Below are 23,420 nucleotides of genomic sequence, written 5' to 3' on the forward strand. Positions count from 1 at the left end.
CTGCCCCATGCGTCAGCCATCTGCCCCTCCGCGGCTCCCGCGCAGGCCGTCTGCCGCCGGCACACGGCCACTTGGGCCCCAACCGCCCCACCCGGCCCGCCGGCGAACGTGCCAGCTTAGCGGCTGCGGCGAAGTCCCGCGCGATCCCCCGCATGTCGGTGGCGGGCGCTGCTAGAACGGTGGCCATGACGACTTCGCCCTCCCCGTCGCCCGTACCGTTCCGGGCGCCGGGGTTCGCCGAACGCCTGGAGTCGATCGAGGAGCGCTCGGCCGTGCTGCGGACCGCCGCGCTGAACGCCCCCGCCGACGCACGCGTGCCGGGCTGCCCGGACTGGACCGCCCGGGACCTGCTCCGCCACCTCAGCGAGGTCCAACGCTTCTGGGCGGCCACCGTCGCCGCCGGCCCCGCGACCCACCCGCCCACCGAACCCGCCCACGCCGACCCGGACCACCCGAAGAACCAGGACAGCGCGGACGACACCGACCAACCGGACCGCCCCGACAGCGCGAACGGCCCACACGGCTCCTACGGCCCTGACCGCACGAACCGTCCCGACACCCCGGACGGCCGTCCCGACCTCGCCCTCCTCGCCGAGCAGTCCGCCCGCTCCACCCGGCTCCTGCTCGACGCCCTGCGTACGGCCGGGCCCGACGCCGAGTGCTGGACCTGGTGGGCCGAGACCGGCAGCCCTGCCACCAGTGGCGCCGTCGCCCGGCACCACCTGCAGGAAGTGGTCGTCCTCGCCCGTGACGCCCAGGCCGCTGCGGGCACCCCGCTCCCGGTGCCGCCCGACCTCGCTCTGGAGGCCGTGGACGAGTTCCTGCACATCGGCCTCGGCTCCACGGACGGCTGGCCGCACGCGCCCGCGCGGGTCGCCCTGGTCAGCGACGAGGGGCCGGCCTGGACGCTCGTCCTCGACGCCACCGGGGCCTCCGCCGTCCGCGTCGGTCCCGGCGAGGGGCTCGAACCCGGCGCTGTGGTCGCGGGCCCGGCCGGCGACCTCCTGCTCACCCTCTTCCGACGGGTCCCGTGGGGCGCCCGTGCCCTGCGGGTCTCCGGTGACGAGGAGTTGGTACGGCAACTGGTGGTCTGGCAGCCGTTCGATTGACGACGTACCGTCCTGACTGAGGAGTGATGCCCATGTCAGGACGAGCATGGCGATTCCCGTGGGCCGCGACCGCGGCTCTGGCGTTGCTCGCCGGTTGCTCCATCGGTTCTCATTCGGACGCGAAGGCCACCGCCGCCCCCTCGGGCGCGTCCGCTCCCCCACCGGTCGGGAGTATCGACCACCCCCGGCCGGTGCCTTGCGCGGACGGCATGACCTTCCGGGACCGCCCCGACCCGCTCCGCGGTTTCACCCCGTCGCCGAACTCCGCTACCTCCACCAGCGCACCTCCCGACTCTCCGACTGACTCCCCGAACTCCGGCACAGCTTCCGCCTCCCCGCGCCGTGCCACTCCCTCCTCTCCTTCGGGCCACGCCTCCGGCGCTCCCTCGCGCACCTCGCACCCGCGGACCTCCGGCACCGCCTCGCCGTCCTCCGGTGCCGGCGACATCGTCGTCGGCCCGCTCACCTGGCACGGGCTGGCCGACCTGACCGGCGGCGACCAGCACGACCACGGGATCGAGAACGGCGGCGGCTGGCACTACCGCGTCGACTCCCTGGTGCAGCCCGACTCCGTCGTCACCGTGACCGTCGGCGCCACAGAACGAGCCCGCGCCGGGCTGGAGTTCGGCGGCGAGTACGGCGCGCCCACCCCGGCGGTCACCTTCCACGCCTGTCCCGACGGCGCCACCTCCTTCCTCGGTGCCTTCTTCGTCGCCGGGGACGGCCGGGCCTGCGTCCCCATCGACGTCCGCGTCGGCAACGGCCCGGCGCGGCATGTGGTGATCTCCTTCTTCAACGGCCGCTGCCCTGCGTAGGGTGGCCGCATGAGCGAGCACTCCCCCGATCCCGCCGCAGAGCCCGAGCCCGCGCACGACCCGGAGGTCCTCCAACTCGCCGCCCAGGTCTTCGACCTGGCCCGGCAGGGCGACACCGACAAGCTGGCCGCCTATGTCGATGCCGGTGTGCCGGCGAACCTCACCAACGACCGCGGCGACACCCTGCTGATGCTCGCCGCCTACCACGGCCATGTGGACACCGTCCGCGCCCTGCTGCACCGCGGCGCCGAGGCGGACCGCGCCAACGACCACGGCCAGACCCCGCTCGCCGGCGCGGTGTTCAAGGGCGAGCAGGAGATCATCGCCGCCCTCCTCGACAGCGGCGCCAACCCCGCGGCAGGGCGGCCCTCCGCGATCGACACCGCCCGCATCTTCGGCAAGACCGATCTGCTCAAGCTCTTCGGCGCCCAATAGACCCAGCAACAGGCCCACTTGGTGGGCGCCCCTGAGAGGCCACCTGATGATGCCCCTGACAGGCCCCGGCGCCCACCCTTCCGCCTGCGCCCATCACCCTTCGCCCACCTCACGCCCGCGCGTCCCGCGCTCGCCCGGGCAGCAGCACCACCGCTCCCGGGCGACCACCCTCAGCTGATCGCCCGCGTCCGCGCGGCCAGCCGGGCGGCACCCTCCTCGGTGAGCGAACCGTGCAGCCGCAGCCGGGATATCCCGCCGTCCGGGAAGACGTCGAGCCGTACATGGGTGGCCGGGTGCTGCGCCTCAGGTGCGACCAGGAAGCGGTGGAGGGTGTCCGGCTGCAACCGGACCCGCTCCAGCAGCGGCGTCCAGGGGCCGTCCACGCCATCGCGTATCCACAGTTCGGCCCATCCCGCGGAATTGCCCTTCAGGTAGGCCGTGTCGATCTCTATCGCCCGGATGACACCCTGCTCCGCCAGCCGGTACCGGATCCAGTCGTGGCCCTGGTCGCGGCGCCTGCGGGTCTCCCAGCCGTCGTCCATCTGCTGCGAGCGACCGGGCAGGATGGTGTGCTCGGGCGGGGAGTAGAAGCGGTCGGAGGCGTCCTCGACACTGCCGCCGTGCTCCAGGGCCGCCAGGTCGAAGGTGCCGAGGGCGGCGAGCCATACGGGGTCGGGGGCCACCTCGCCGTAGACGCGCAGCCGGGCCACTCCGCCGTCGGGGTACTGGCGCAGCCGGACGTGGGAGAAGCGGCGCTCCAGGCGGGTCGCGAAGGCGTTCTCCGCATGGCCGCCGACTCGGGTGCGCGGCACGAGCGGCGTCCACGGCACCGCCGCGTCGAGCAGCTCGGCAGGGGATGCCGAGGAGGGCAGGGTGGCGGCTTCCACCGAGACCGAGTGCGGGTAGTTGCCGCGGAAGTGGGCGGTGTCCACGACGATCCCTCGGACCACACCCGGGACCGCGAGCCGGACCAGGGCCCAGTCGTGGTCCCCTTCCAGCGGGTGCGGGTGGGCGGCCGAGGCGCCACGCCGCCTGCGGGTCTCCCAGCCGTCCATCACCTTGCCCTTGTGACCGAACCGCTCGGGGTCGAAGACGGCGGGGCCTGGCACCAGCAGATTTTCCCGCTCGGCGAAGAACTCGTCGTCAGCCGCCACGACGCCGGCGCCGAGCCTGCGGTCCGTCAGCTCGGTCAGGCCCGCGAACGGCAGCTCGGCCCGCCGGTAGTCCGCGAAGGGGTTCCCCCCGCCGTACGGCAGCGCGTCGCCGGTGAAGTCGGTCAGCGCCGTGCACGCCGCCTCACCGCCCTCGCCTGCGTCACCTGCCTCGCCCGAGGCATCCGCACCCACGACACCGCTCGTCGGCCGCCCCGCACCCTCGCTCCGAGGCCCCACCGCACGCCCCATCCCGTCCACCTCCCCGTCTGTCTGCGGCACCGCGAACGCCCGGTCCGCCCGCCGCATGCCCGTCCCTGCCTCACACGTCCTTTCGTGCCTCCACTCTCCGCCCCACCCACCATTCACGTCCATCGAAAACTTCTGAACTCTTCATTCAGTGGATCTTCAAGATCGTCGACATAGGTGAGTTCCGCTGCCTGCCGCATCGCGGCCAGGACCCGGCGCGGCAGGGGCGCGTCCTCCGCGCCCGCGCGCACGGCGCCGACGATCCGGCGCCGCGGCCGGTCGGCGTCCAGCGGGCGCACCGCCATGCCGCGCGAGCCGCGGGCCGTCACCATGCGCGGCACGAGCGCGACGCCCATCCCGCCGGCGACGAGCGCGAGGATCGCCGGCCAGTCGGTGGCGGAGTGCGCCTGCTCGGGGACGAACCCGGCCTCGGCGCACGCGGCGAGGGTGATCTCGCGCCAGGGGCCGCGGGCACCGAAGATCCAAGGCTCGCGGGCGAGTTGGGACAGGCGCAGTCCCGGGACGGAGGCGAGCGGGTGATCGGCGGGAAGTGCCGCGTCCAGGGGGTCGACCAGCAGCGGGGACAGCGCGAAGCGCGGGTCGCGCGCGGAGGGGGCGTCCACAACGAGCGAGACGGCGATGTCGATCTCACCCGCCGCCAGGTCCTCGAAGACCGCGGCCGCCTCGGCCTCGCGGACGGTCACCGTGATGCCGGGTGCCGACCCGCGCAGCAGTTCGGCGGCCGGGACGACCAGCCGGCTGATCGCGCTGGCGATGGTGCCGACGGTGACCTGTCCGGAGTCCCCGCGCGCGTAGCCGTCCAACTCGGCTCCGGCGCGTTCCAGCTGGGCGAACACGACCTCGGCGTGGCGGAGCAGCACGTGCGCGGCCCCGGTCAGCCGCACGCCCCGCCCCCGCGCCTCCAGCACAGGTGCTCCTATCTGCTTGGAGAGCGCGGCCAGTTGCTGCGAGACCGCCGAGGGCGTCATGCGCAGCGCGGCCGCGGCGGCCGTCACGGTGCCTGCCTCGTGCAGGGCGCGCAGGATCTGCAGCTTCCGGAAGTCCCAATCCTTCATGCAGCCACTCTAAACATTCGCAAGACGATTTTCCGTTTTGCCTGCATGGACAGCTCGGCGCGCCGTCCCGGCCGAGTCCGCCTCCCTTCACACCGCCTCCCTTCGCACAAGCCCCTTTCACGCCGGATGGGCGCCGTGCCTTCCCTCACCCGAGGCGAACCGGGCCGCTCCCGCGGCGGCTTCGCGCAGCGAGATGCACCCGTGGGCCAACTCGGCGGCGAGCGCGTCGGCTTCGGAGCGGCCTTCCTGGTCGAGGAGCGAGAGCCGGTCCTCGCGCAGGCAGGTCTGCGGGAAGTCCGCGATCTGCGCGGCGAGTTGTTCGGCGGCGGCCCGGGCGGTTCCGGGCGGGACCACGCGGTCGGCCAGGCCGATGGCCAGCGCCTCGGCCGCGGCCACGGGGCGGCCGGTGAGCACCAGATCCATGGCCCGGCCGGCGCCGATCAGCCGGGGCAGGCGGACGGTGCCGCCGTCGATGAGCGGGACGCCCCAGCGGCGGCAGAAGACACCGAGGACCGCGTCCTCCTCCACCACTCGCAGGTCGCACCAGAGCGCCAACTCCAGCCCACCGGCCACCGCGTGGCCGGCGACGGCGGCGATCACCGGCTTGCCCAGCCGCATCCGGGTGGGGCCCATCGGCCCGTCGCCTTCCGCCGACACCCGGTTGCCGCGCTTGGTGCCGATCACCTTCAGATCGGCACCGGCGCAGAAGGTGCCGCCCTCGCCCCACAGCACGGCGACGGACGCCCCGTCGTCGGCATCGAACTCCCGGAAGGCGTCGGCGAGTGCCCGGGCGGTCGGCCCGTCCACGGCATTGCGCACCTGAGGGCGTGACAGCACAACGGTGCTGACCGGGCCGTTGCGTTCGGTCCGCACGACGGGCGGCTGGGTCTGCGGCATCGGTGAACTCCTCGGTAGGGAAGGGGCCTTGGATGGGCCGGGCATCCGGCCACCGGGCCCCCGTCGAAGCCTGCGCCCTGGACTGGCGCCCGCATCCGGACGCATCCACCTTGCAGCGCATCCCCGACCGTACGGAACGGGCACCCCCAACCGGGCCCGCACCGGAGCAGACCCGCACCCGACCCGCCCGGACCCCCACCGACCGGGCCGGCACCGCACCCGCACCGCACGGAACCCGCACCGAACCTCCGCCCGCACTCCGGCCCCATCCCCCGCAACCCGGACAACTGCCTCCGCGGGGGTCGCCATTTCGTGTGGGACGGCTGGAAAGAGGAGGTGACAGAGGGAAGACAGATCGTGTTACGTGTCATGTCTCCGTCGATTCACGCGTGCCCGTCACCGTCCTGACGGAGAGACACCCCCACAGGAGGACACGTGACCGGTCCGCTCTTCCGCCGAGTTCCGTCCCGGCTTCGCGCCGCGCTGCTCGGCCTGTTGACCGCATGCCTGGCCATCACGGCCGCCGGTGCCGCGGGCGGCACGTCCGCCGCCGCGGACACCGACTCGCTCCCCTTCTCCGGGACCACCGGTTCCGGACTGCACAACACCTACGACCCGTCCACGTTCCCGTACCTGGCGCAGGCGCTGGACACGGGTACGTCGATGATCGAACTCGACGTCTGGGACGACGTGTTCACCCAGGAGTGGAAGGTCAGCCACGACAGCCTGACCAGCAACGGCAACAACTGCGTCAACGCGTCCTCGCCCGCCGACCTCTACACCGGCGGCGCGAACAAGGACCTGGAGAGCTGCCTGGACGACGTGCGGGTGTGGCTCGGCGCCCACCCCGGCCACGGCCCGCTGATCATCAAGCTGGAGATGAAGGCCGGTTTCCAGGCCAGCCTCGGCATGAGCCCGGCCAAGCTGGACCAGTCGATCAGCAGCCACCTGGGCAACCTCGTCTACAAGCCCTCCGACCTGCTCAACAAGCCCGGCGGCGGCCAGTACGCGTCGCTGGACGCGGCGGCCACCGCGGGCAACTGGCCCACCCGCCAGCAGCTCGCGGGCAAGGTGCTGATCGAGGTCATCCCCGGCACGGTGGAGGAGAACAACCCCACCGACACGCTGTGGACCGACCAGGAGTACGCGCAGTACCTCAACTCGCTGAAGAGCCAGGGCAAGCTGTCCCAGGCGAACATCTTCCCCGCGGTGCACAACGCGCAGTCCGGCGACCCGCGCACCCGCTACTCCGACACCTCGATCCGGCCGTGGTTCGTGGTGTTCGACGGTGACGCCGCCACCTACCTCAACGGCAGCATCGACACCTCCTGGTACGACACGCACCACTACCTGCTGATCATGACCGACGCGCAGAACGTGGCGCCGACGCTCGACGACGTCAATCCGTCGTCGGCCGACGCGCAGGCCCGGGTCGCCCAACTGGCCAAGGCCCACGCGACGATCGCCTCGAACGACTGGCGCGGTCTGAGCGACGTGCAGTCCCTGGTGCTCCCGCGCGGTTGATGCCGGCCGCGCCCGCACGGTGAGAAGCAGTCGAGGTGGTCACCTGCCGCGTCCGGCGGGTGACCACCTCGACCGCGTTGTACGGGCGGGAGGGAGGGGCTATTCGGCGAGCGAGTCGCCGTCGCCCATGACGATCACCGGGTGGTCGCCGGGGTCGAGGGTGCGCAGCAGCTCCACCATGTCGTCGGCGGGCACGCTGACGCAGCCGTGGGTGGGCCCGCCGTGGTCGACGTGCACCCAGATGCCGCCGCCCTTGTCCGCGCCGAGCGGCTGCGTGCCGTCGAGCGGGGAGGTGCCGGGGACGCGGTTGTAGTCGATCGCGATGACGTAGTCGAAGGCGTCGTCCAGCGGTTCGCCGTCGAAACCGACGCCGCCGGCGTGGAAGGCGTCGGAGTGGTGGTAGGGCAGCTTGGTGCCCGGGTCCGCGTCGAAGCCGCCGGCGTCGTGGAGGGTGAAGACGCCGATCGGGCTGTGCAGGTCGCCGGCGTGGTGGTCGGTGGTCCAGCCGTCCTTCGCGTTGTGCCCGCGCCAGGCCGGGCCCGGGTGCCAGTGGCCGTCGGGGCGGCGCGACCACAGGGTGACCAGCGCGTCGGAGGAGTCCTTGGCCGCGCCGACCGCGACCAGCACCTGGCTGCTGTTCCTGGGCACTTGGGCGAGGAACTTGGGGCCAAGGCCGGGGATGGCGGTGGGCAGCGGGTCGGCCGGGGCGGCGGCGCTGCTCCCGCGGACGGCGTCCCGGTTGTTGTCGGCGGCGGACCTGCCGCTGATGCCCCCGGTGACCACGTAACCGGCGCCGAGCAGCGCGAGGGCCGCGGCGACGACGGAGGTCGCGATCACGGTCCGTTTCACCGCACGTCGGGGCGCCCGGTGCCGGCGGCGTCCGGGGTCGGGTGGGCTGGTGCGCTCGTCGAGAGCGTCGGTGGGGGCGGCAGTCATCGAGACGATCCTTGCAAACCTGGCGGCCAACTCCCGCACCCAACCCCCGGGGCCGCCCGTTTCGTCCCTGACGTCACCTTCGTGGCGCACGGTCGTGCGAGCGGAACACACGCGTGGACGATTGTGCAGCCCCGCGCGAGGGAGTCCGAGGGGGACGGTCGGCGGCGCGAGGTTTACGGCGCCCGGGCACCACGGACGCGGCACCCCGGCACGCGGCCGGCCGGGGAACGCGAACGGCGCCCGGCACGCCGAGGGCGCGGCGGCCCCGTGGAGGCCGCCGCGCCGGGTGGTGCGGTGATCGGACGGTCAGCTTGTCGAGCAGGAGACGGTAGGCCAGGTCCAGGTGCCGTTGGTCTGGAGGGTGACGCCCCAGTTGTTGCCGTTGCCGTTGGGTTTGGCGACCAGGACCTGGGCGCTGGGCCAATTGGCGGAGACGTTCCAGGTGGCGATGATCTTCTCGGGCGAGGGGACGTTCATGGTGACGGTCCAGTTGCTGGAGCCGGTGACGGCGACGTTGAGGTTGTAGCGGTCGCTCCACTGCTCGCCCGCCGACAGGGTCGCCGTGCAGGAGCCGGTGCCCCCGCCGCCGGTGGTCCCACCGGTCGTACTCCCGGTCGTCCCACCGGTGGTACTGCCACCCGTCGTACCGCCGGTCCCGCCACCGCCGCTGCCGACGGTGATGCTGGAACTGCCGCTGCTCTGGTACCCCTCGGTGGCGAGGATCTCGTAGTTGAAGTTGCCGAGGTTCATGCCGTGGGAGGCCCAGGCGTCGAAGTGGTTGCCGACGGTGATGGTGCCGCCGGTCCGCTTGGACTGCCGGACGCTCCAGTACTGGTTGAAGGTCGCGGTGCCCTGGATCGAGGGCGCGTTGACCCGCTGCGTCTCGTAGATGTCGTACGTGCCGCCGTCGCTGGTGACGGTGCCCTTGTACGTACCGGTGGGGCGGTACGAACCGTAGTTGTCCACGATGTAGTACTCGACCAGCGGATTCGTGGTCCACCCGTACAGCGACAGGTAGGCGTTGCCCGAGGTGTTGAAGCTGCCGGAGTACGACACGGCCTGGCGCGAGCCGGTGCTCCAGCCCTTGCCGGCCACGAAGTTGCCGACGTTGTTCCACTGGGTGCTGTAACTGCCGCCGGAACCCAGGGACATGGAGGACGAGCCGTTGCCGTCGCTCCAGAACGAGTAGAAGTAGCCGTTGTTGGTGCCGGTCTGGTTGGACGAGACGACCGTGTCCGCGTTGGCGGTGCCGGGCAGGATCAGCGCCGCGACGGCGACCAGTGCGATGGTGCAGACAGCGCTGAGCAGCAGCCTGAGGGTGCCGGGTCTGCGGCCCTTCGGTGGGGCGAGGGCGGTCATGTGCGCACTTCCTCCTTGTGGTGGCTGGCGGGTGCCCGAACAGTGTTGAACCGCCCTGTCACACTGTCAACACTTTCGGCAACGATTCCGAAAGGATCGCCGACCGGCAAGGACGGTCGACCGCCGAATTGCGCACGTCAGACAAGGAGTACAGGCGCTGAAAACTCGTCACTTCCGAGGGTCTCAGGGATGGGAGGATCCATACAAGCAGGGCAAAATCTCGAAACTTTCGATCCTCTTCCGGATGAATGGGGACAGGTGTGCGAAGCCTGTATACCCACTGTGTACAGTGCCCTCCGGGCTCGTGCGTGCGGGCCCTGTGAACCGACAGGGGGGACTCCCGCATGCGCACGACCCTGAGGCGACGCGCCCGCGCACTGACGACGCTCGCGGCCGCGGCCGCCCTCACCTTCGGGCTGAGCGGCTGCAACGGCTACCACAGCACGTCGCCGGCGACCGCGCGGCAGCACGTGTCCGCCGTCGGGGCCGCCGCCTTCGCGCCCGGCCCCGGCGGCCCCGTGGACTGCCGGAAGACCAAGTGCGTGGCGCTCACCTTCGACGCGGGACCCAGCGTGCGCACCCCTCAGATACTGGCGATACTCGCGCGGTACCACGTGCACGCGACCTTCTTCACCCTCGGCAAGAACCATGTGATGGTCCACCCGCAGATGGTCCGGGACATGGTCGCGCAGGGCCACGAGGTCGAGACGCTGACCTGGAGCCACCAGATCCTGACGAAGATCGGCTCGGACGAGGTGCGCAAGGAGATCACCGAAGGCCGCGACGCGGTGCAGAAGGTCACCGGGGTCCGCCCGATGCTGCTGCGCCCGCCGCAGGGCCGCACCAGCGACAAGGTCACCAGGATCGCCAAGGAGCTGGGGATGGCGGAGGTGGTCTGGAGCGCCAACGGGGCCGACTACAGGACCACCGACTCCAAGCTGATCGCCAGCCGGATACTGAAGCAGACCAAGCCGGACGGGATCATCCTGCTGCACGACCTGGTCGACCCGACGAACCGGGGCTACAACGGCACGGTGGCGTCAGTGGCGCCGATCATCTCCACGCTGCAGAAGCGCGGTTACACCTTCGTCACCGTCGAGCAGCTGCTCGCACCCGGCAAGCCGGTGCCGGGCAAGGTCTACAAGTAGCCCCGCCCGCACCGGGCGCCGGCTCGCGCACGGGCCGCCTCACGCGCGGGCGGCCCCACTTGGAGATGGACCCACGCCCGAGCGGCCTCACGCGTAGGTCGCCGTGAGCCATTCGCGCGCGTCCCGGTCCAGCCGCGCGGAGTCGGCGCCCGGTGCGAAGTCGTGGATCGAAAGGCCCAGCACCGCCCCGAAGTTGTTGCGGGCGAAGATCCGGTACATGGCGTCCGGGGTGCGCAGGCCGACGAAGTCGTCGGTGCGGAAGTCCAGGACGGCGGGCGCCTGTGCCGCGGCGCCCGGCAGCAGCACGGAGACGGTGTCGCCGGCCGCGGCGTCCGCCGGCAGCCGCAGCGCGCGCTCGGCCACCGCGAGGGCGTCGCCCGCACCGGCCGCCGCGGGCCCGTCCGCGGTGGCGAACGCCGCCGGCCGGCCGGCGAAGTGGCGCAGGTACTCGCGCAGGGTGTGCAGGTAGAAGTCGGTGTGCTTGTCCGCTCCGTCGTACTGGTCCTCCCAGTTCTCGACGAAGATCCCGCTGTGCACGTAGCGCACCCGGCTGCCGCCGTCCGGGCCGGGCTCGACGGTGTGGTCGAGCTGGTTGAAGGTCTGCGGGACGCCCTCCAGGTCGTACGCCCGCGCGACCAGCCGGTGCGGCGGGTCCCAGACGGCCACGACGCCGCCGAACGGGGCCGCGCCGCCCTCCTTCGGCTCGTACTCCATCGGCCACAGCCACCCGGCGGTGCCGGTGGTGATCGCCGCCCACACCTGCTCCGGGCTCTGCTCGACCTCGAACTCCCGGACGATCTCGAACTCGTGCTCAGACATCGCTGCCCTCTCCTTCTTCCTCGGTGGTGGTCTCCTCGGCGGCCGGTCCGGGCGTGACGGCAGCGCCCCGCGCGCCGGTACCTGCGGCGCCCTGCGAAGGGGCGGCGCCGAGTTCCGCGAGCGTCTCCGGCCGCACGCTCGGGTGCAGGCCCACGACGACCCGGTGCGGGCGGCCGCCCTCGGCCCCGGCCGCGTGGTATTTCGCGATCAGCGCGCTCACGCCCTGCGTCAGCTCCGCGACGAACGCGGCCCGCTCGGCGGCGGAGGCGAAGCGCACCTCGCCGTCCAGGGCGTAGGTCGCCACCCGCTGCCGGGCGCGGGCTGCGCCGGTGATCAGCACGCCCACGTCCCGCACCAGACGGGCGGCGAGCGCGAGCAGCCAGCGGGCCGACGCCTGGTCGCGGAAGCGGTCCGGGTCGGGCTGCACGGCGGCCAGTGCGGCGGGCGAGATCACGTACGAGGCCGCGGTCGCCCGCATCAGCCGCTCGGTGACGTTGCCCTTGCGCCGCTCCCCCGCGAGTTCGACCAGGCCGTGCCGCTCCAGGGCCTTCAGGTGGTAGTTCACCTTCTGGCGCGGCAGGTCCACGCGGGCGGCGAGCATCGCCGCCGAGGCGGGGCCCGCGGCCAGTTCGGCAAGCAGCCCGGCCCGTACAGGGTCGAGCGAGGCGGCGGCCGCCGCGGAGTCCTCGATCACGGTCACATCCAGCATGTCCCCACCCTCGCACCGAACACTTTTTTTGTCCAGCACGCATTTATTGTCGGTGGCGGAGCGGTACCAGCCAAGGGCTGCGAGGGGTCGTCCGGGCCCAGCGGTGCGGCGCGGAGCCGGGCCGGCACACCATCGGCACACCTTGATCACCCGGTGGCGTACCGGTGATCGTCCTGTCAGGGACCCGTGATATGTACTCCGTTCGGGGGGCACGTACCGGCACGGGCCCTGGGGGAAGAGGAAGGGGGGTGCCGTATGCCGCTGATCCGCCGCCGTACGGCCGATCGGAAGCCCTGGTTCAGACGGGCGGCGCAGCCGCGGATGGATCCCACGTACGGCGATCCGCAGCTGGCCGCCGTACGCGCCGCCGCCCAGGCAGGCGACTGGCCCGGCATACGCGGCCCGCTGGCCGCCGCGGCCGACGCGGGGGACGACGAGCTGCTGACCTGGCTGGCCGAGGGCGTGATGCTGGTGCCCGGCGCGGAGCGGTGCCTGTCGGCCGCCGTCGCCGCCGAACCCGACTCGGCGCTCGCCCTGCTGGCGCTGGGCGCCCGGCAGGTCGAGTGGGCCTGGGAGGCGCGCACCCGCAAGATGGCCAAGTACGTCAGCCGGGAGCAGTTCGAGCTCTTCCACCAGCGGCTGGCCCTGGCCCAGGGGCACTTGTACGAGGCCGCCGAGCGCGCCCCGCAGTGGGCCGCGCCCTGGTACTTCCTGCAGATCGCCGGGCGCGGTCTCCAGGTCGGGCCGGTGATCGCCGAGCGGCGGTTCGAGGCGACGGTACGGCGCGCCCCCTTCCATCTGCCCGCGCACCGGCAGCAGTTGCAGCAGGTGTGCCGCAAGTGGGGCGGCTCCCACGAGCAGATGCACGCCTTCGCCCGCGAGGCGATGCTGGCCGCTCCCGAGGGCGGCAGGCTCGGCGAACTCGTCGCCGTGGCGCACCTGGAGCACTGGCTCGACGAGTCGCGCGAGGCGCAGGAGCGCTACTTCCGCGACCCGCAGGTGGTGCTGGACCTGTACGAGGCCGCCGAGCGCTCGGTGCACCACCCGGACCACCCGCGCGAGCAGGACTGGACGCGCGGCTTCAACACCTTCGCCATGGCCTTCTCGCTCGCCGGTGAACGCGCGGCGGCCGCCGACCTGTTCGACGTGCTCGACGGCGCCGTCACCGAGTTCCCGTGGATGTACCTCAGCGCCGACCCCGTGGCGGCGTTCACACTGCACCGGAACCGGGCCGCCAAGGGCTGACCCGCGGCAGCCCGCCCGCAAGCCCGCAGCCCCGTCGGCTGCCCGCGCCCGTACGCCTGAACCGCCCGAACCCGGCCCGGCCTTCCTCCGGATGACGCCCGGGCGCCCCTCCCCGTCCGCCCGCGCCCGGGCGGACGGCCCGACAGGAAAGCCGCTTCACGGTGTCAGACGCCTCAACGACGCACACGTTCCAGGTCGACCTGCGCGGCCTGGTGGACCTCCTCTCGCACCACCTGTACTCCAGCCCCCGCGTCTACCTGCGCGAGTTGATGCAGAACGCGGTGGACGCCATCACCGCCCGGCGCGCGCTCGACGCGGGCGCGCCCGCGCGGATCGAGATCCGCACCGGCCCCGGCCGGCTCACCGTCACCGACAGCGGTGTCGGCCTGACCGAACAGGACGTGCACCGCTTCCTGGCCACGATCGGCCGCAGCTCCAAGCGGGCCGCGGGCGGCAGCGGCCTGGACGGCGAGCAATTGGCCTCCGCCCGCACGGACTTCATCGGCCAGTTCGGCATCGGCCTGCTGGCCTGTTTCGTGGTCGCCGACGACATCACCGTGCTCACCCGCTCGGCCGCCGACCCGGCCGCGCCCGCGGTGGAGTGGCGCGGCAGCTCCGACGGCCGCTACACGATCCGCACGCTGCCCGCCTCGGCCCGCCCGGAGCCCGGCACGACGGTCACCCTGGTGCCCCGCGCGGACGCCGCCGAGTGGACGACGCCGGGGCGGGTGCGCCAACTGGCCGCCCACTACGGCAGCCTGCTCCGGTACGAGGTCGCGGTCGCCGACGAGGACGGGCACGGCGAGCGGATCAACGGCACCCCGCCGCCGTGGGAAGTCCGGCACGCCACACCGGCGGCCCGCCGCGAGGCGCTGGCCGAGCACTGCCGCACCACTTTCGACTTCACCCCGCTGGACACCATCGAACTCGACCTGCCGCTGGTGGGGTTGCGCGGTGTCGCCTATGTCCTGCCGACCTCGGTGCACCCCTCGCGGCAGGCGGGCCACCGGGTGCACCTGAAGGGCATGCTGCTCTCCGACCAGGCGCACGAACTCCTGCCGGAATGGGCGTTCTTCGTCCGCTGCGTGGTGGACGCCGACAGCCTGCGGCCCACCGCCTCGCGCGAGGCGCTCTACGAGGACGAGACGCTGGCCGCGATCCGCGACGCGCTGGGCGCCCGCATCCGCGACTGGCTGACCGGCCTGTCGGCCAGCGACCCGGCGCTGCTGCACCGCTTCATCGCCACCCACCACCTGGCCGTCAAGGCTCTGGCCCGCTACGACGACGACCTGCTGAAACTCCTGCTGCCCTGGCTGCCGTTCGAGACCACCGACGGCAATGTCACGCTGGAGGAGTTCGCCCGCGCGCACCCGGTGCTGCTGGTCACGCAGACCGTCGAGGAGTTCCGGCAGGTGGCGCCGATCGCGGCGGCGGCCGGCCTCGGCGTCGTCAACGGCGGCTACGCCTACGACCGCGACCTGGTGCACCGGCTGCCCGAGATCCGCCCGGGCAGTTCGGTGGTGGACCTCGACCCGGCCACGGTGACCGCGCACCTGGACGCGGTGGACCCGGCCGCGGAACTGGCCGCGGCCGCCTTCCTGCACACCGCGCGCGAGGTGGTCGAGCAGTTCGACTGCGACGTGGTGCTGCGCTCCTTCCACCCGGTCAGCGCGCCCGCGCTGCTGCTCGACAACAGGGAGGCCAGGCACGAGCGTTCGCGCAGCGAACTGGCCGGGCAGGCCGACGGGATGTGGGCCGACATCCTCGGCTCGCTGCGTGCGGAGGCGCCGCGCGCCCAGTTGGTGCTCAACCACCTCAACCCGCTGGTGCGCAGGGCCGCCTCGATCACCGAGCGCGGCCTTGCGGTCACAGCGGTGGAGGCGCTGTACGGGCAGGCGCTGCTGCTGACCAGGAGGCCGCTGCGGGCCTCGGAGAGCGCCCTGCTGAACCGGGCCTTCATCGGCCTGCTGGACCACGCGATGCACGAGGAGCGGTGATGGAGAGCCCCGACGCGGTGTTCGAGGCGCTGCGCGAGAACAGCGACCGGCATTACGGGCGGCAGCGCACCGTGCGCGCCGAGGAACTGGTCGAGGCCGCCGAGCAGTTCGAGGAGAAGGGCGCGCTGGTCACGGCGCTCTTCGAGCTGATGTCGGCCTACACGTACTCCGGCGAGGACCGCAAGTCGCCGGTGGTGTTCGCGCGCATCGCCCAGCTGTGGGACAGCCATCCCAAGGAGTTCAGCGAGTGGGAGGCGCACCAGTTCTACTGGCGCTTCAAGTGGGTGGCCACCGCGCTGCTCCAGGTGCCCGACGTGCCGCTGACCGCGATCGAGCGCTGGCTCGGCGAGATGCGCGAGCGGTACCAGAAGGCGGGCCACGACCTCCAGCCGGTGTACGCGATGCGGCACCACATCGCCACGCACACCGGTGTGGGCCGCGCGGCCGCGTACGACCTGTGGGCGACCAGGGGGCGCACGGAACTCAGCGACTGCGAGGCGTGCGAGACGCGGCACCGGGCGCTCTTCCACGTCGCCGAGGGCGATGACGCGCGGGCGCTGCGCGAGTGGCAGCCGGTGCTCGAAGGCGGCCAGACGTGCCTGGAGGAGCCGTACGTCAGCAAGGCGTACGCGCTGCTGCCGCTGGTGCGTTCGGGCCGGCTGGACGAGGCGCGCTCGCACCACCTGACCGGCTACCGCTTCGCGCGCGGCAAACCGGACCTGCCGCATGTGCTGGGCCTGCACGCGGAGTTCTGCGCGCTGACCCGCAACGAGGCCCGCGGGCTGGAGATCCTGGCGGAGAACCGGGCCACGTTCGACGTGGTCGGCGCGCCACTGGACCGGCTGGAGTGGATGACAGGCGTGCAGGTGCTGCTCGGCCGGCTGGCCGCGCAGGGCCACGGCGACCTGGCGGTGGCCGGTCCGCCCGGCCGCAACTGGACGGTGGAGGCGCTGCTGGCCTTCGTCGCCGGCGAGGGCGACCGCCTGGCGGGCGCCTTCGACGCGCGCAATGGCACCTCGGCGGTGAGCGCGGGGCGACGCGAACGCCTGGCGCGGCAGCCGTTGCTGGACGAGCCGCTCGTGCTGGGCATCCGGGCGGTGCTGCCCTCCGCCGAGGGCGCCGCGGAGGGCGCGGTCCCCGCCGCCGCAACGGGCGCCGGCGCCGAGCCCGTTCCGCAGGAGCTGGGCGACCTGGTGGCTCGCGCACGGGAGTTGACGCGGATCGGCCGTCCCGACGCCGATCCGCTGTGGGACCTGGTGCGTGCCCGCACGCAGGCCGACGGCTACACGCACGACGAGGACGCGCTCGGCCCGCTCGCGGTGCTGCGCGCCGAACTCGCCGAACGGGCCGCCTTCGAGGGCTTCGAGCGCGAGGAGTGGCCGCAGGCCCGCGCCGCGATGCTGACGGCGGCCGGACTCTACGACGAGGCCGGGCTCGCCGGCCGTGCGGCCGCCGCACGCGCCAGGGCCGCCACCGCGGTGGTCGCCTCGGCCGAGGACGACCCGGCGGCCGACCTCACCGAACCGCTCGCCGAGCTGGCGGCCCAACTCGCCGCGGCCGAAGAGCTGCTGGCCGAGGAACGGATCGAACCCGACCGCTACCTGGCGGTCCTGCAGTGCGACGCCATGGTGGCCCGGCACCGGCTGATCGCCGAACTCCCGGACGCCGGCGAGGAGGTGCGGACGGCATTCGAGGCCGCCGCGGACCGGCTGCTCGACGAGGCCGGGCGGCTCGGCTCCCCGCAGCGGGCCAGTGCCGCCCGCCAGTACGCCGGTGATGTCGCCGCCCGCAGTGGCGACTTCACGCGGGCCACCGCCGAACTCGGCGCGGCCCTGGAGCTGGTGGAGGAGGCGGACCAGCCCTGGCGCGCGCCGCGCCCGCTGGCCCTGCTCGCCCAGATCGAGCTGTTCCGGGGCCGGCCGGAGGAGGCCGTGGCACTGTGTCACCGGGCCCTTGCCGCCGCGGCCCGCTGGCCGGACCAATCGCTGGCGCTCGCCCCCTTCCACGCGCTGCTCGGCCACGCGAGCGCCGCCGCCGGGGACACCGCGGCCGCGGTACGGCACCTGTCGGAGGCCGCCGACCGGTTCGACCGCTCCCCGGCCCTGGGCAGCGCCGGCCAGGCCGCGCAGGTGCGGCTCGAACTCGCCGACATGCTGGGCGCGCAGGACCGTACGGCCGACGCGGTCGCCGTCCTGGAGTCGGTGGTGCTGGGCGACACCTCGGGGCTCGACCCGCGGCTGGTCGCGCAGATCCGGCTGAACCTCGGCCGCGGCCTTGCCGCGCTGGGCGAACACCGCGCCGCCGCCGAGGAGTTCATCGGCCTCGCCGACACCGTGGCCGCGTGGACCGACGAGCAGGTCACCCACACCCTGGTGGCCTCCGAGGCCGCCGTCGCCCTCGCGGAGGCCGGGCAGTGGGAGGCCGCGGCGGCCGCGTACGCGCGGGCCGTCGCCTCGCACCGGCAGGCTCCGCGGCCGGGCGCTGTCCTGCAGATGATGCGGACGTTCGCCCGCCTGACGATGGCCGCACGGGAGGCCGAAGGGCTCGACGCCGCACTCGGGCACCTCGCGGAGGCCGACGCGCTGCTCACCGAAGTCCCCGCCGACAGCCCCGACATCGCCCGCTGGTACCAGGCCGGCGCCACGCACTACCAGCGCTCGCGCGCCTACGCCGACGCCGCGTCCTACCCCGAGGCGCTCGCCGAGATCGAACGCGCCATCGCCGCCTACGAGTCGGGCGGCACGCCCGGCGAGGAACCGCGCGCGGAGGCGGTCCGCATCGCCGCCCTCATCGAGGCGAACGGCCTCCACGACCCCGCTGCGGCCACCGCCCGCCTCACCGAGACCATCGCCCGCTGCGAGGCGGCCCAACTCCCCGCGGCGGCACAGACCCTGACCGCCCTGCGGACCCGGCTCCAGGCGAACGCCAAGAAGAGCGCGCAAGGGGGCTGACGAGGAGACGGCGCCTGGAAGGACAGGAAGGACGGAGCCCGCCCCGGGGACCGATGCGGCCCGGGGCGGGCTCGGAACCGGCCGGGGCGGCGGGCACGATTGGGGCTCGGCGCGCGCGGCCGGCTCGGCTTGCGCGGTCCGCTCGGCTTGCGCTGCCTGCTCGGCTTGCGGCTCGGTGGAGAGGGCGCCGCCACCCGCTGGTGCCGCCCGGCACCTCCGTCCGCCCCTGCCGTCAACCGCTGCGGCCGGTTCCTGCCACCGACCGCTACCGCCGCCGAACCGCCGGGACATCGGTGCCTGCTCGCGAAAGCTCCGACCGCCTACGCCTCGAACCCACCCAGGAGTGGGCTCTGCCCGTCCCGTAGACCCCACGGGCGCGGCGGCGTACTCCCGCTGCCCCCCGCCCGCCCGTTCAGCCGCGGCCCGCGCCCGCCGGGCCGTATTCGCGGACCGCCCACTCCACGACCGACTCCAAGTGGGCGTGGTGGGCGCCCTTCCAGTAGACGCGATCGCAGGCGGTGCAGCGGGCGAAGACGTCGTAGGAGGCACGGGTGCCGTGCTCCAGGCTGTCGCGCACGGTCTCCTTGTCGGCGGGCGCGAGGGCGCCGTTGCACGCGACGCAGCGGGTCCAGGGGGCGAGCGCGGGCGCGAACCGGCCCAGCACGTCACGCAGTTGCTCCTCGGGGCGGTCACTGTAGACATAGCCGCCGGCCCAGATCTCGCGCCGCCGCAGCAGCCCGCGGTCCCGCGAGAGCATCACCCGCTTCTCGCGGGCGGACAGGGCGGCGAGCGCGGGGTCGCCGATGTCCTCGTTCTCGTAGGCGGCGTCGACGCCGAGCAGGCGCAACCGGCGGGCCAGCGTGCCCAGATGGACGTCGAGCAGGAAACGCAGCGGCGCCCCGGGCACCTCCTGCGGCCGCGCGACCGCGCGTACGTCCACCACCTCGCCGGCCGCGGGCACATGGGCGTAGGCCGCATCGCGCCCGTCGACCAGCAGCGCGCCGACCTCGGTGAGGGGGATGCCGAGCGACTCCACGACGTGGCCGAGCGAGGAGACCCCGTCGGTCACCGCCTCGACGGTGCCGGCCCGCCGGCCCGCGGCCAGGAAGACCTGCAACGGCTCCGGCACGTGCACGGTGATGCGGGGCCGGTTCTGTGCGACTGCGCTCACGGGGCCCAGCATGCCACCGCCGGGCGGGCGGCTTCCACGCCATAAGGCCACGGCAGAGCCGGCTTCTGCCCGCTTCTGGCCGCCCCGGTCGGCCCCCGTCGGCCGCGCTGCGAAGCCCGCCGATCCCACGGCGACCGGTCGCGGACCCGCCGAAGGCGCCACCACGGACCCGCCGAAGGCCCGCGCCCCGCGACACGCCCTGCCCCGAAAGGCCGTACCCGGCCCCCGCCCTGCCGCTCAGAGGTCGTAGACGACCGTCACCGGCGCATGGTCGGACCAGCGGGTGTCGTAGGAGGGGGCGCGGCCGACATGGGCGGACAGCGCGGTCTTGGCCAGGCCGGGCGTGGCCACGTGGTAGTCGATGCGCCACCCGGCGTCGTTGTCGAAGGCCCGGCCGCGGTAGGACCACCACGAGTACGGGCCCTCGGCCCCGGGGTGCAGCTCGCGCACCACGTCGTGCCAGCTGCCGAGCACGCCGGACAGCCACTCGCGCTCCTCGGGCAGGAAGCCGGCCTTCGTGCGATTGGCCCGCCAGTTCCTGATGTCGGCCTCGCGGTGGGCGATGTTCCAGTCGCCGCAGACCAGGGCGTGCCGGCCGTCCTCGGCGGCGCGCGCGTGCAGGTCGGCCAGGTGGGCGCCGAAGGCGGTCATGAAGCGGTACTTCTCGTCCTGCCGCTCGGTGCCGGCCTCGCCCGAGGGCAGGTAGAGGCTGGCCACGGTGACGGCGGGCTCGGCCAGCTCGACCTTCAGGTAGCGCCCGGCGGCGTCGAACTCAGCGGCGCCGAAGCCGACCCGCACCGCGGCGGGCCTGCGGCGGGTCAGCACGGACACCCCGGCGCGGCCCTTCGCGGCGGCGGGCGCGTGGTAGGCGTGCCAGCCGGCGGGCTCGCGCAGCTCGTCGGGGAGCTGGTCGGGCTCGGCCCGCACCTCCTGGAGGCACACCACGTCGGCGGTGCACTCCTCCAGCCAGGCGCCGAAGCCCTTCTTGGCGGCGGCCCGCAGGCCGTTGACGTTCACGGTGGCGACGCTGAAGCTCACCCCAGGGACCCTACCCGCCCGCGATCGGCGCCCGGCCCGGCTGCGTCGCAGGTCACACCACCTGCGGAGGCACTGTCGGCGGGCCCGCTTACGATGGCTGCGTGGAGATCAGGAAGACGCGCTACGACCATCCCGACGCGGTGCTGCTCGACGGCATGGTGCAGCAGGAGTACACCGTGCGGTACGGGGACATGGACCTCACGCCCATGGCGGCCGAGCACTTCGAACCGCCGCTGGGCCTCTACCTGGTCGCGTACGACGGGGACTCCCCGGTGGCCAGCGGCGGCTGGCGGCTGCAGGACGCCTCGGAGGAGGGTTTCGCGGACGGCGACGCGGAGATCAAGCGGATGTTCGTCATACCCGAGGCCCGCGGGCGGGGCTTCGCGCGGGCGGTGCTCGCCGAGCTGGAGGCCACGGCCGCCGCTGCCGGCCGCACCCGGATGGTCCTGGAGACGGGGCAGATGCAGCCGGAGGCCATCGCCCTCTACGAGAGCTGCGGGTACGAGTCGATCGCCCCCTTCGGCTACTACCGCGACGCCGAGCTGAGCGTCCACCTGGGCAAGGCGCTGCGCGGCTGAGCCACCGGTCCGGTCGCCGGGTACGAAGCCGGGTACGAAGCCGTTCCGGCCCCTCGCCCCGGGCGCGCCGGGGCGGGTGGGCCGTGGCGCGAGCGGCACCCTGCTGGTGGCGGGCCCCGCCGCGTCTGACGCCACCAGCAGGCTCTTGAGGGGACCCGGGCCGGGTTCAGGCGTCGGTCGGGCCCGACAGGTCCCAGTCCGGGTCGAGGAACTCGGCCCGGACCTCGCCGGTGCCGACCTCGCGGCCGCAGGTGCGGCAGTGGGCCACGCTGTCCAGCTCGTGGTCGCCGTGCGGGTCGCCGGGGACGGTGTGCCAGAGCTTCTGCGGCGGCTCGGTGACCGCCCAGCGGTCGCCCCAGCGCAGCAACTCGCGGATGACGGGGGCGAGTTCGCGGCCGGCCCGGGTGAGGTGGTAGCCCTGGAACCGCGGGTTGTCCGGGTTCGGGCGGCGCTCCAGGACCCCCGCCGCGACCAGGCCCTTCAGCCGGGCGGTCAACCGGTCCGTGGGAGCGCCGGTGTTGCGGGCGATCTGCCCGAACTGGTGATTGCCGAAGCCGATCTCGCGGACCGCGAGCAGCGCCCAGCGGTCGCCCACCAGTTCCAGCGCCGAGGCGATCGAGCAGGGCCGCCCGGCAAGGGTCCTCGGGTCGATGCGCGTTCCTGTCATGGGTCAACAGTCGCACGGTCGGGGTTTGATTTCCAAAGTGAGCCATGCTTCGCTGGACCCATGCCCTCGACACTTGGATTTTCCAAGCGCACCCGCCTGGCCTCGCTGGTCGTCGTCCTCGCGGTGTTCATGACCAACCTCGACCTGTGGATCGTGAACGTGGCGCTGCCGGCCATGGGCGCGGACTTCTCCTCCGGAGGACACCCGGCCTCGCTGGGCAGCCTGTCCTGGGTGCTCAACGCCTACGCGATCACGCTCGCCGCGCTCCTGGTCGTCCTCGGCCGGATCGGCGACCGGATCGGCCAGCGCCCGGTGTTCCTGGCCGGCGTGGTCGTCTTCTCGCTCGCCTCCCTCGGCTGCGCGCTGGCGCCCTCGCTGTGGGTGCTGGTCGTGGCGCGGGTGGTGCAGGCGATCGGGGCCGCGGCCCAGCTGCCCACGTCGCTGGCCCTGCTGCTGGCCGCGGTGCCCGCCGAGCGCCGGACCCGCGCGACCCGCGGCTGGGCGGCCGTGGGCGGACTGGCCGCGGCGGCGGGACCGGTGCTGGGCGGCCTGCTGGTCGAGGTCGACTGGCGCTGGGTCTTCGTGGTCAACGTGCCGATCGGCGCGGCCACCCTGGCGGCGGGCCTGGCCGTGCTGCCGCGCCCCGCCGCCCGCGAGACGGGGGCGCTGCCCGACGTGTGGGGCGCGGTGCTGGTCACCGTGGCGGTGGCGGCGCTGTCGGGGGCGCTGGTGCAGGCGCCGGACTGGGGCTGGGCGGCGCCGCGCACCCTCGGCCTGCTGGTGCTCGCGGTGCTGGCCGGTGCCTGGTTCTGGCGGCGCTCGGGACGCCACCAGGCGCCACTGCTGGAGCTGCACCTGCTGCGGTTGCCGCGCTTCGGCACCGCGAACGCCGGCACCCTGGTCTTCGGCACCGGCTTCGCGATCATGCTGCTGTCCAACGTGCTGTGGTGCCAGGACGTCTGGCAGTGGAGCGCCCTGCGCACCGGCCTCGCCCTGGTGCCCGGGCCCGCGCTGGTCCCCGTCGTCACCGTCCTGACCGCCCGGGCCGCGCACCGCTTCGGCCACGGGCCGCTCATCGCCGTCGGCGGCGTCCTCTTCAGCGGCGGGATGCTGTGGCGGGTCGGCTTCGTCTCGGCGTCGCCCGACTACGTGCGCGACCTCCTGCCGAGCATCCTGCTGGGCGGCGCGGGCGTCGGCTTCGCGCTCGGCACCCTGGTCGCGGCCGGCGTCCAGTCGCTGCCGGGCGACCGCGCCGCCACCGGTTCGGCGCTCGTCAACTCCGTACGGCAGGTCTCCTCCACGGTGGGCGTCGCGGTGCTGGTCACGATCGTGGGCTCGCGCGTGACCGCCTCCTCGACGGACGACTTCCGGCTGGCCTGGTCGCTCGCCGCGGGCCTGGCCCTGGCGACGGCCGCCCTCGGCGTGCAACTGGCCCGCACCGCGCCGGCCGCGCCCCCCGCCGGGCAGCCGCGGCCCGAACGCCCGCTGGCCCGCAAGGAGTAGGCACGGCGAGCCGCGCGCAAGGAGGTCGGCCACCTTGCTCTGC

General features: G+C 73.6%; 20 protein-coding genes. 10 read left to right on the forward strand and 10 right to left on the reverse strand.

The window, feature by feature from the left end:
- Positions 1-185: 185 nt before the first annotated feature.
- The 3 genes from BLR33_RS21960 (at position 186) to BLR33_RS21970 (ending at position 2,359) form a co-directional block, all read left to right on the forward strand.
- Positions 186-1,109, forward strand: coding sequence for a maleylpyruvate isomerase N-terminal domain-containing protein (locus BLR33_RS21960; protein ID WP_093786287.1), 924 nt, complete (start codon positions 186-188; stop codon positions 1,107-1,109).
- A gap of 209 nt (positions 1,110-1,318) precedes the next feature.
- Positions 1,319-1,924 carry a hypothetical protein gene (locus tag BLR33_RS21965; RefSeq protein WP_093786288.1) on the forward strand — a complete coding sequence of 202 codons (606 nt, stop codon included), beginning with the start codon at positions 1,319-1,321 and terminating at the stop codon, positions 1,922-1,924.
- Between the two features lie 9 nt (positions 1,925-1,933).
- Positions 1,934-2,359: an ankyrin repeat domain-containing protein gene (locus BLR33_RS21970; RefSeq protein WP_093786289.1), complete on the forward strand. Its 426-nt coding sequence runs from the start codon at positions 1,934-1,936 to the stop codon at positions 2,357-2,359.
- Positions 2,360-2,529: 170 nt separating this feature from the next.
- Here BLR33_RS21970 and alc read toward each other — a convergent pair whose 3' ends face one another.
- The 3 genes from alc to BLR33_RS21985 all read right to left on the reverse strand — a co-directional run bounded on the left by alc (position 2,530) and on the right by BLR33_RS21985 (position 5,732).
- The gene (alc, locus tag BLR33_RS21975; protein WP_407639710.1) at positions 2,530-3,705 is read right to left on the reverse strand and encodes an allantoicase; all 1,176 of its coding nucleotides are present in this window, start codon (positions 3,703-3,705) and stop codon (positions 2,530-2,532) included.
- Between the two features lie 170 nt (positions 3,706-3,875).
- Positions 3,876-4,835, reverse strand: coding sequence for a LysR family transcriptional regulator (locus BLR33_RS21980; RefSeq protein ID WP_093786290.1), 960 nt, complete (start codon positions 4,833-4,835; stop codon positions 3,876-3,878).
- A 117-nt stretch (positions 4,836-4,952) separates the two neighbouring features.
- Positions 4,953-5,732: a crotonase/enoyl-CoA hydratase family protein gene (locus BLR33_RS21985; protein WP_093786291.1), complete on the reverse strand. Its 780-nt coding sequence runs from the start codon at positions 5,730-5,732 to the stop codon at positions 4,953-4,955.
- Between the two features lie 435 nt (positions 5,733-6,167).
- Here BLR33_RS21985 and BLR33_RS21990 point away from each other — a divergent pair, with 435 nt between their 5' ends.
- Positions 6,168-7,256: a phosphatidylinositol-specific phospholipase C domain-containing protein gene (locus tag BLR33_RS21990; RefSeq protein WP_093786292.1), complete on the forward strand. Its 1,089-nt coding sequence runs from the start codon at positions 6,168-6,170 to the stop codon at positions 7,254-7,256.
- A gap of 99 nt (positions 7,257-7,355) precedes the next feature.
- Here the strand turns inward: BLR33_RS21990 and BLR33_RS21995 are convergent, their stop codons facing one another.
- Together BLR33_RS21995 and BLR33_RS22000 are read right to left on the reverse strand one after the other, a co-directional pair.
- The gene (locus tag BLR33_RS21995) at positions 7,356-8,192 is read right to left on the reverse strand and encodes a L,D-transpeptidase family protein (RefSeq protein ID WP_093786293.1); all 837 of its coding nucleotides are present in this window, start codon (positions 8,190-8,192) and stop codon (positions 7,356-7,358) included.
- 306 nt (positions 8,193-8,498) lie between these two features.
- Positions 8,499-9,551, reverse strand: a complete 1,053-nt coding sequence (locus BLR33_RS22000) for a glycoside hydrolase family 11 protein (RefSeq protein WP_093786294.1) — start codon at positions 9,549-9,551, stop codon at positions 8,499-8,501.
- Positions 9,552-9,895: 344 nt separating this feature from the next.
- Between BLR33_RS22000 and BLR33_RS22005 the strand changes: the two genes are divergently transcribed.
- Complete coding sequence (locus BLR33_RS22005) at positions 9,896-10,699, forward strand: polysaccharide deacetylase family protein (protein WP_093786295.1); 804 nt, start codon at positions 9,896-9,898, stop codon at positions 10,697-10,699.
- Between the two features lie 87 nt (positions 10,700-10,786).
- Here the strand turns inward: BLR33_RS22005 and BLR33_RS22010 are convergent, their stop codons facing one another.
- Positions 10,787-11,518 (reverse strand): SRPBCC family protein, encoded by a 732-nt coding sequence (locus tag BLR33_RS22010; RefSeq protein WP_093786296.1) that lies wholly within the window; start codon positions 11,516-11,518, stop codon positions 10,787-10,789.
- Positions 11,511-12,227, reverse strand: coding sequence for a winged helix-turn-helix domain-containing protein (locus tag BLR33_RS22015; RefSeq protein ID WP_093786297.1), 717 nt, complete (start codon positions 12,225-12,227; stop codon positions 11,511-11,513). The genes BLR33_RS22010 and BLR33_RS22015 overlap by 8 nt, the downstream gene beginning before the upstream one ends.
- Positions 12,228-12,548: 321 nt before the next feature.
- Here BLR33_RS22015 and BLR33_RS22020 point away from each other — a divergent pair, with 321 nt between their 5' ends.
- The 3 genes from BLR33_RS22020 (at position 12,549) to BLR33_RS34420 (ending at position 18,420) form a co-directional block, all read left to right on the forward strand.
- Positions 12,549-13,472: a hypothetical protein gene (locus BLR33_RS22020; RefSeq protein WP_093786500.1), complete on the forward strand. Its 924-nt coding sequence runs from the start codon at positions 12,549-12,551 to the stop codon at positions 13,470-13,472.
- A 161-nt stretch (positions 13,473-13,633) separates the two neighbouring features.
- Positions 13,634-15,469, forward strand: coding sequence for an HSP90 family protein (locus tag BLR33_RS22025; RefSeq protein ID WP_107408907.1), 1,836 nt, complete (start codon positions 13,634-13,636; stop codon positions 15,467-15,469).
- Entirely contained in the window at positions 15,469-18,420 is a 2,952-nt protein-coding gene (locus BLR33_RS34420; RefSeq protein ID WP_245771578.1) for a hypothetical protein, read from the forward strand. Before BLR33_RS22025 ends, BLR33_RS34420 begins: the two co-directional genes overlap by 1 nt.
- A gap of 412 nt (positions 18,421-18,832) precedes the next feature.
- Here BLR33_RS34420 and BLR33_RS22030 read toward each other — a convergent pair whose 3' ends face one another.
- Positions 18,833-19,591, reverse strand: a complete 759-nt coding sequence (locus BLR33_RS22030) for a Mut7-C ubiquitin/RNAse domain-containing protein (protein ID WP_245771579.1) — start codon at positions 19,589-19,591, stop codon at positions 18,833-18,835.
- A gap of 237 nt (positions 19,592-19,828) precedes the next feature.
- On the reverse strand, positions 19,829-20,629 hold the full coding sequence (locus BLR33_RS22035; RefSeq protein WP_245771580.1) for an exodeoxyribonuclease III: 801 nt from the start codon (positions 20,627-20,629) through the stop codon (positions 19,829-19,831).
- A 101-nt stretch (positions 20,630-20,730) separates the two neighbouring features.
- Between BLR33_RS22035 and BLR33_RS22040 the strand changes: the two genes are divergently transcribed.
- The gene (locus BLR33_RS22040) at positions 20,731-21,207 is read left to right on the forward strand and encodes a GNAT family N-acetyltransferase (RefSeq protein WP_176930379.1); all 477 of its coding nucleotides are present in this window, start codon (positions 20,731-20,733) and stop codon (positions 21,205-21,207) included.
- Between the two features lie 166 nt (positions 21,208-21,373).
- Here BLR33_RS22040 and BLR33_RS22045 read toward each other — a convergent pair whose 3' ends face one another.
- Positions 21,374-21,874 carry a winged helix-turn-helix transcriptional regulator gene (locus tag BLR33_RS22045; protein ID WP_093786299.1) on the reverse strand — a complete coding sequence of 167 codons (501 nt, stop codon included), beginning with the start codon at positions 21,872-21,874 and terminating at the stop codon, positions 21,374-21,376.
- 60 nt (positions 21,875-21,934) lie between these two features.
- Here BLR33_RS22045 and BLR33_RS22050 point away from each other — a divergent pair, with 60 nt between their 5' ends.
- Positions 21,935-23,377: an MFS transporter gene (locus tag BLR33_RS22050; RefSeq protein WP_093786300.1), complete on the forward strand. Its 1,443-nt coding sequence runs from the start codon at positions 21,935-21,937 to the stop codon at positions 23,375-23,377.
- The last annotated feature ends 43 nt before the right edge of the window (positions 23,378-23,420 follow it).

This window comes from Actinacidiphila guanduensis, from assembly GCF_900103985.1.
Classification (GTDB): Bacteria; Actinomycetota; Actinomycetes; order Streptomycetales; family Streptomycetaceae; genus Actinacidiphila; species Actinacidiphila guanduensis.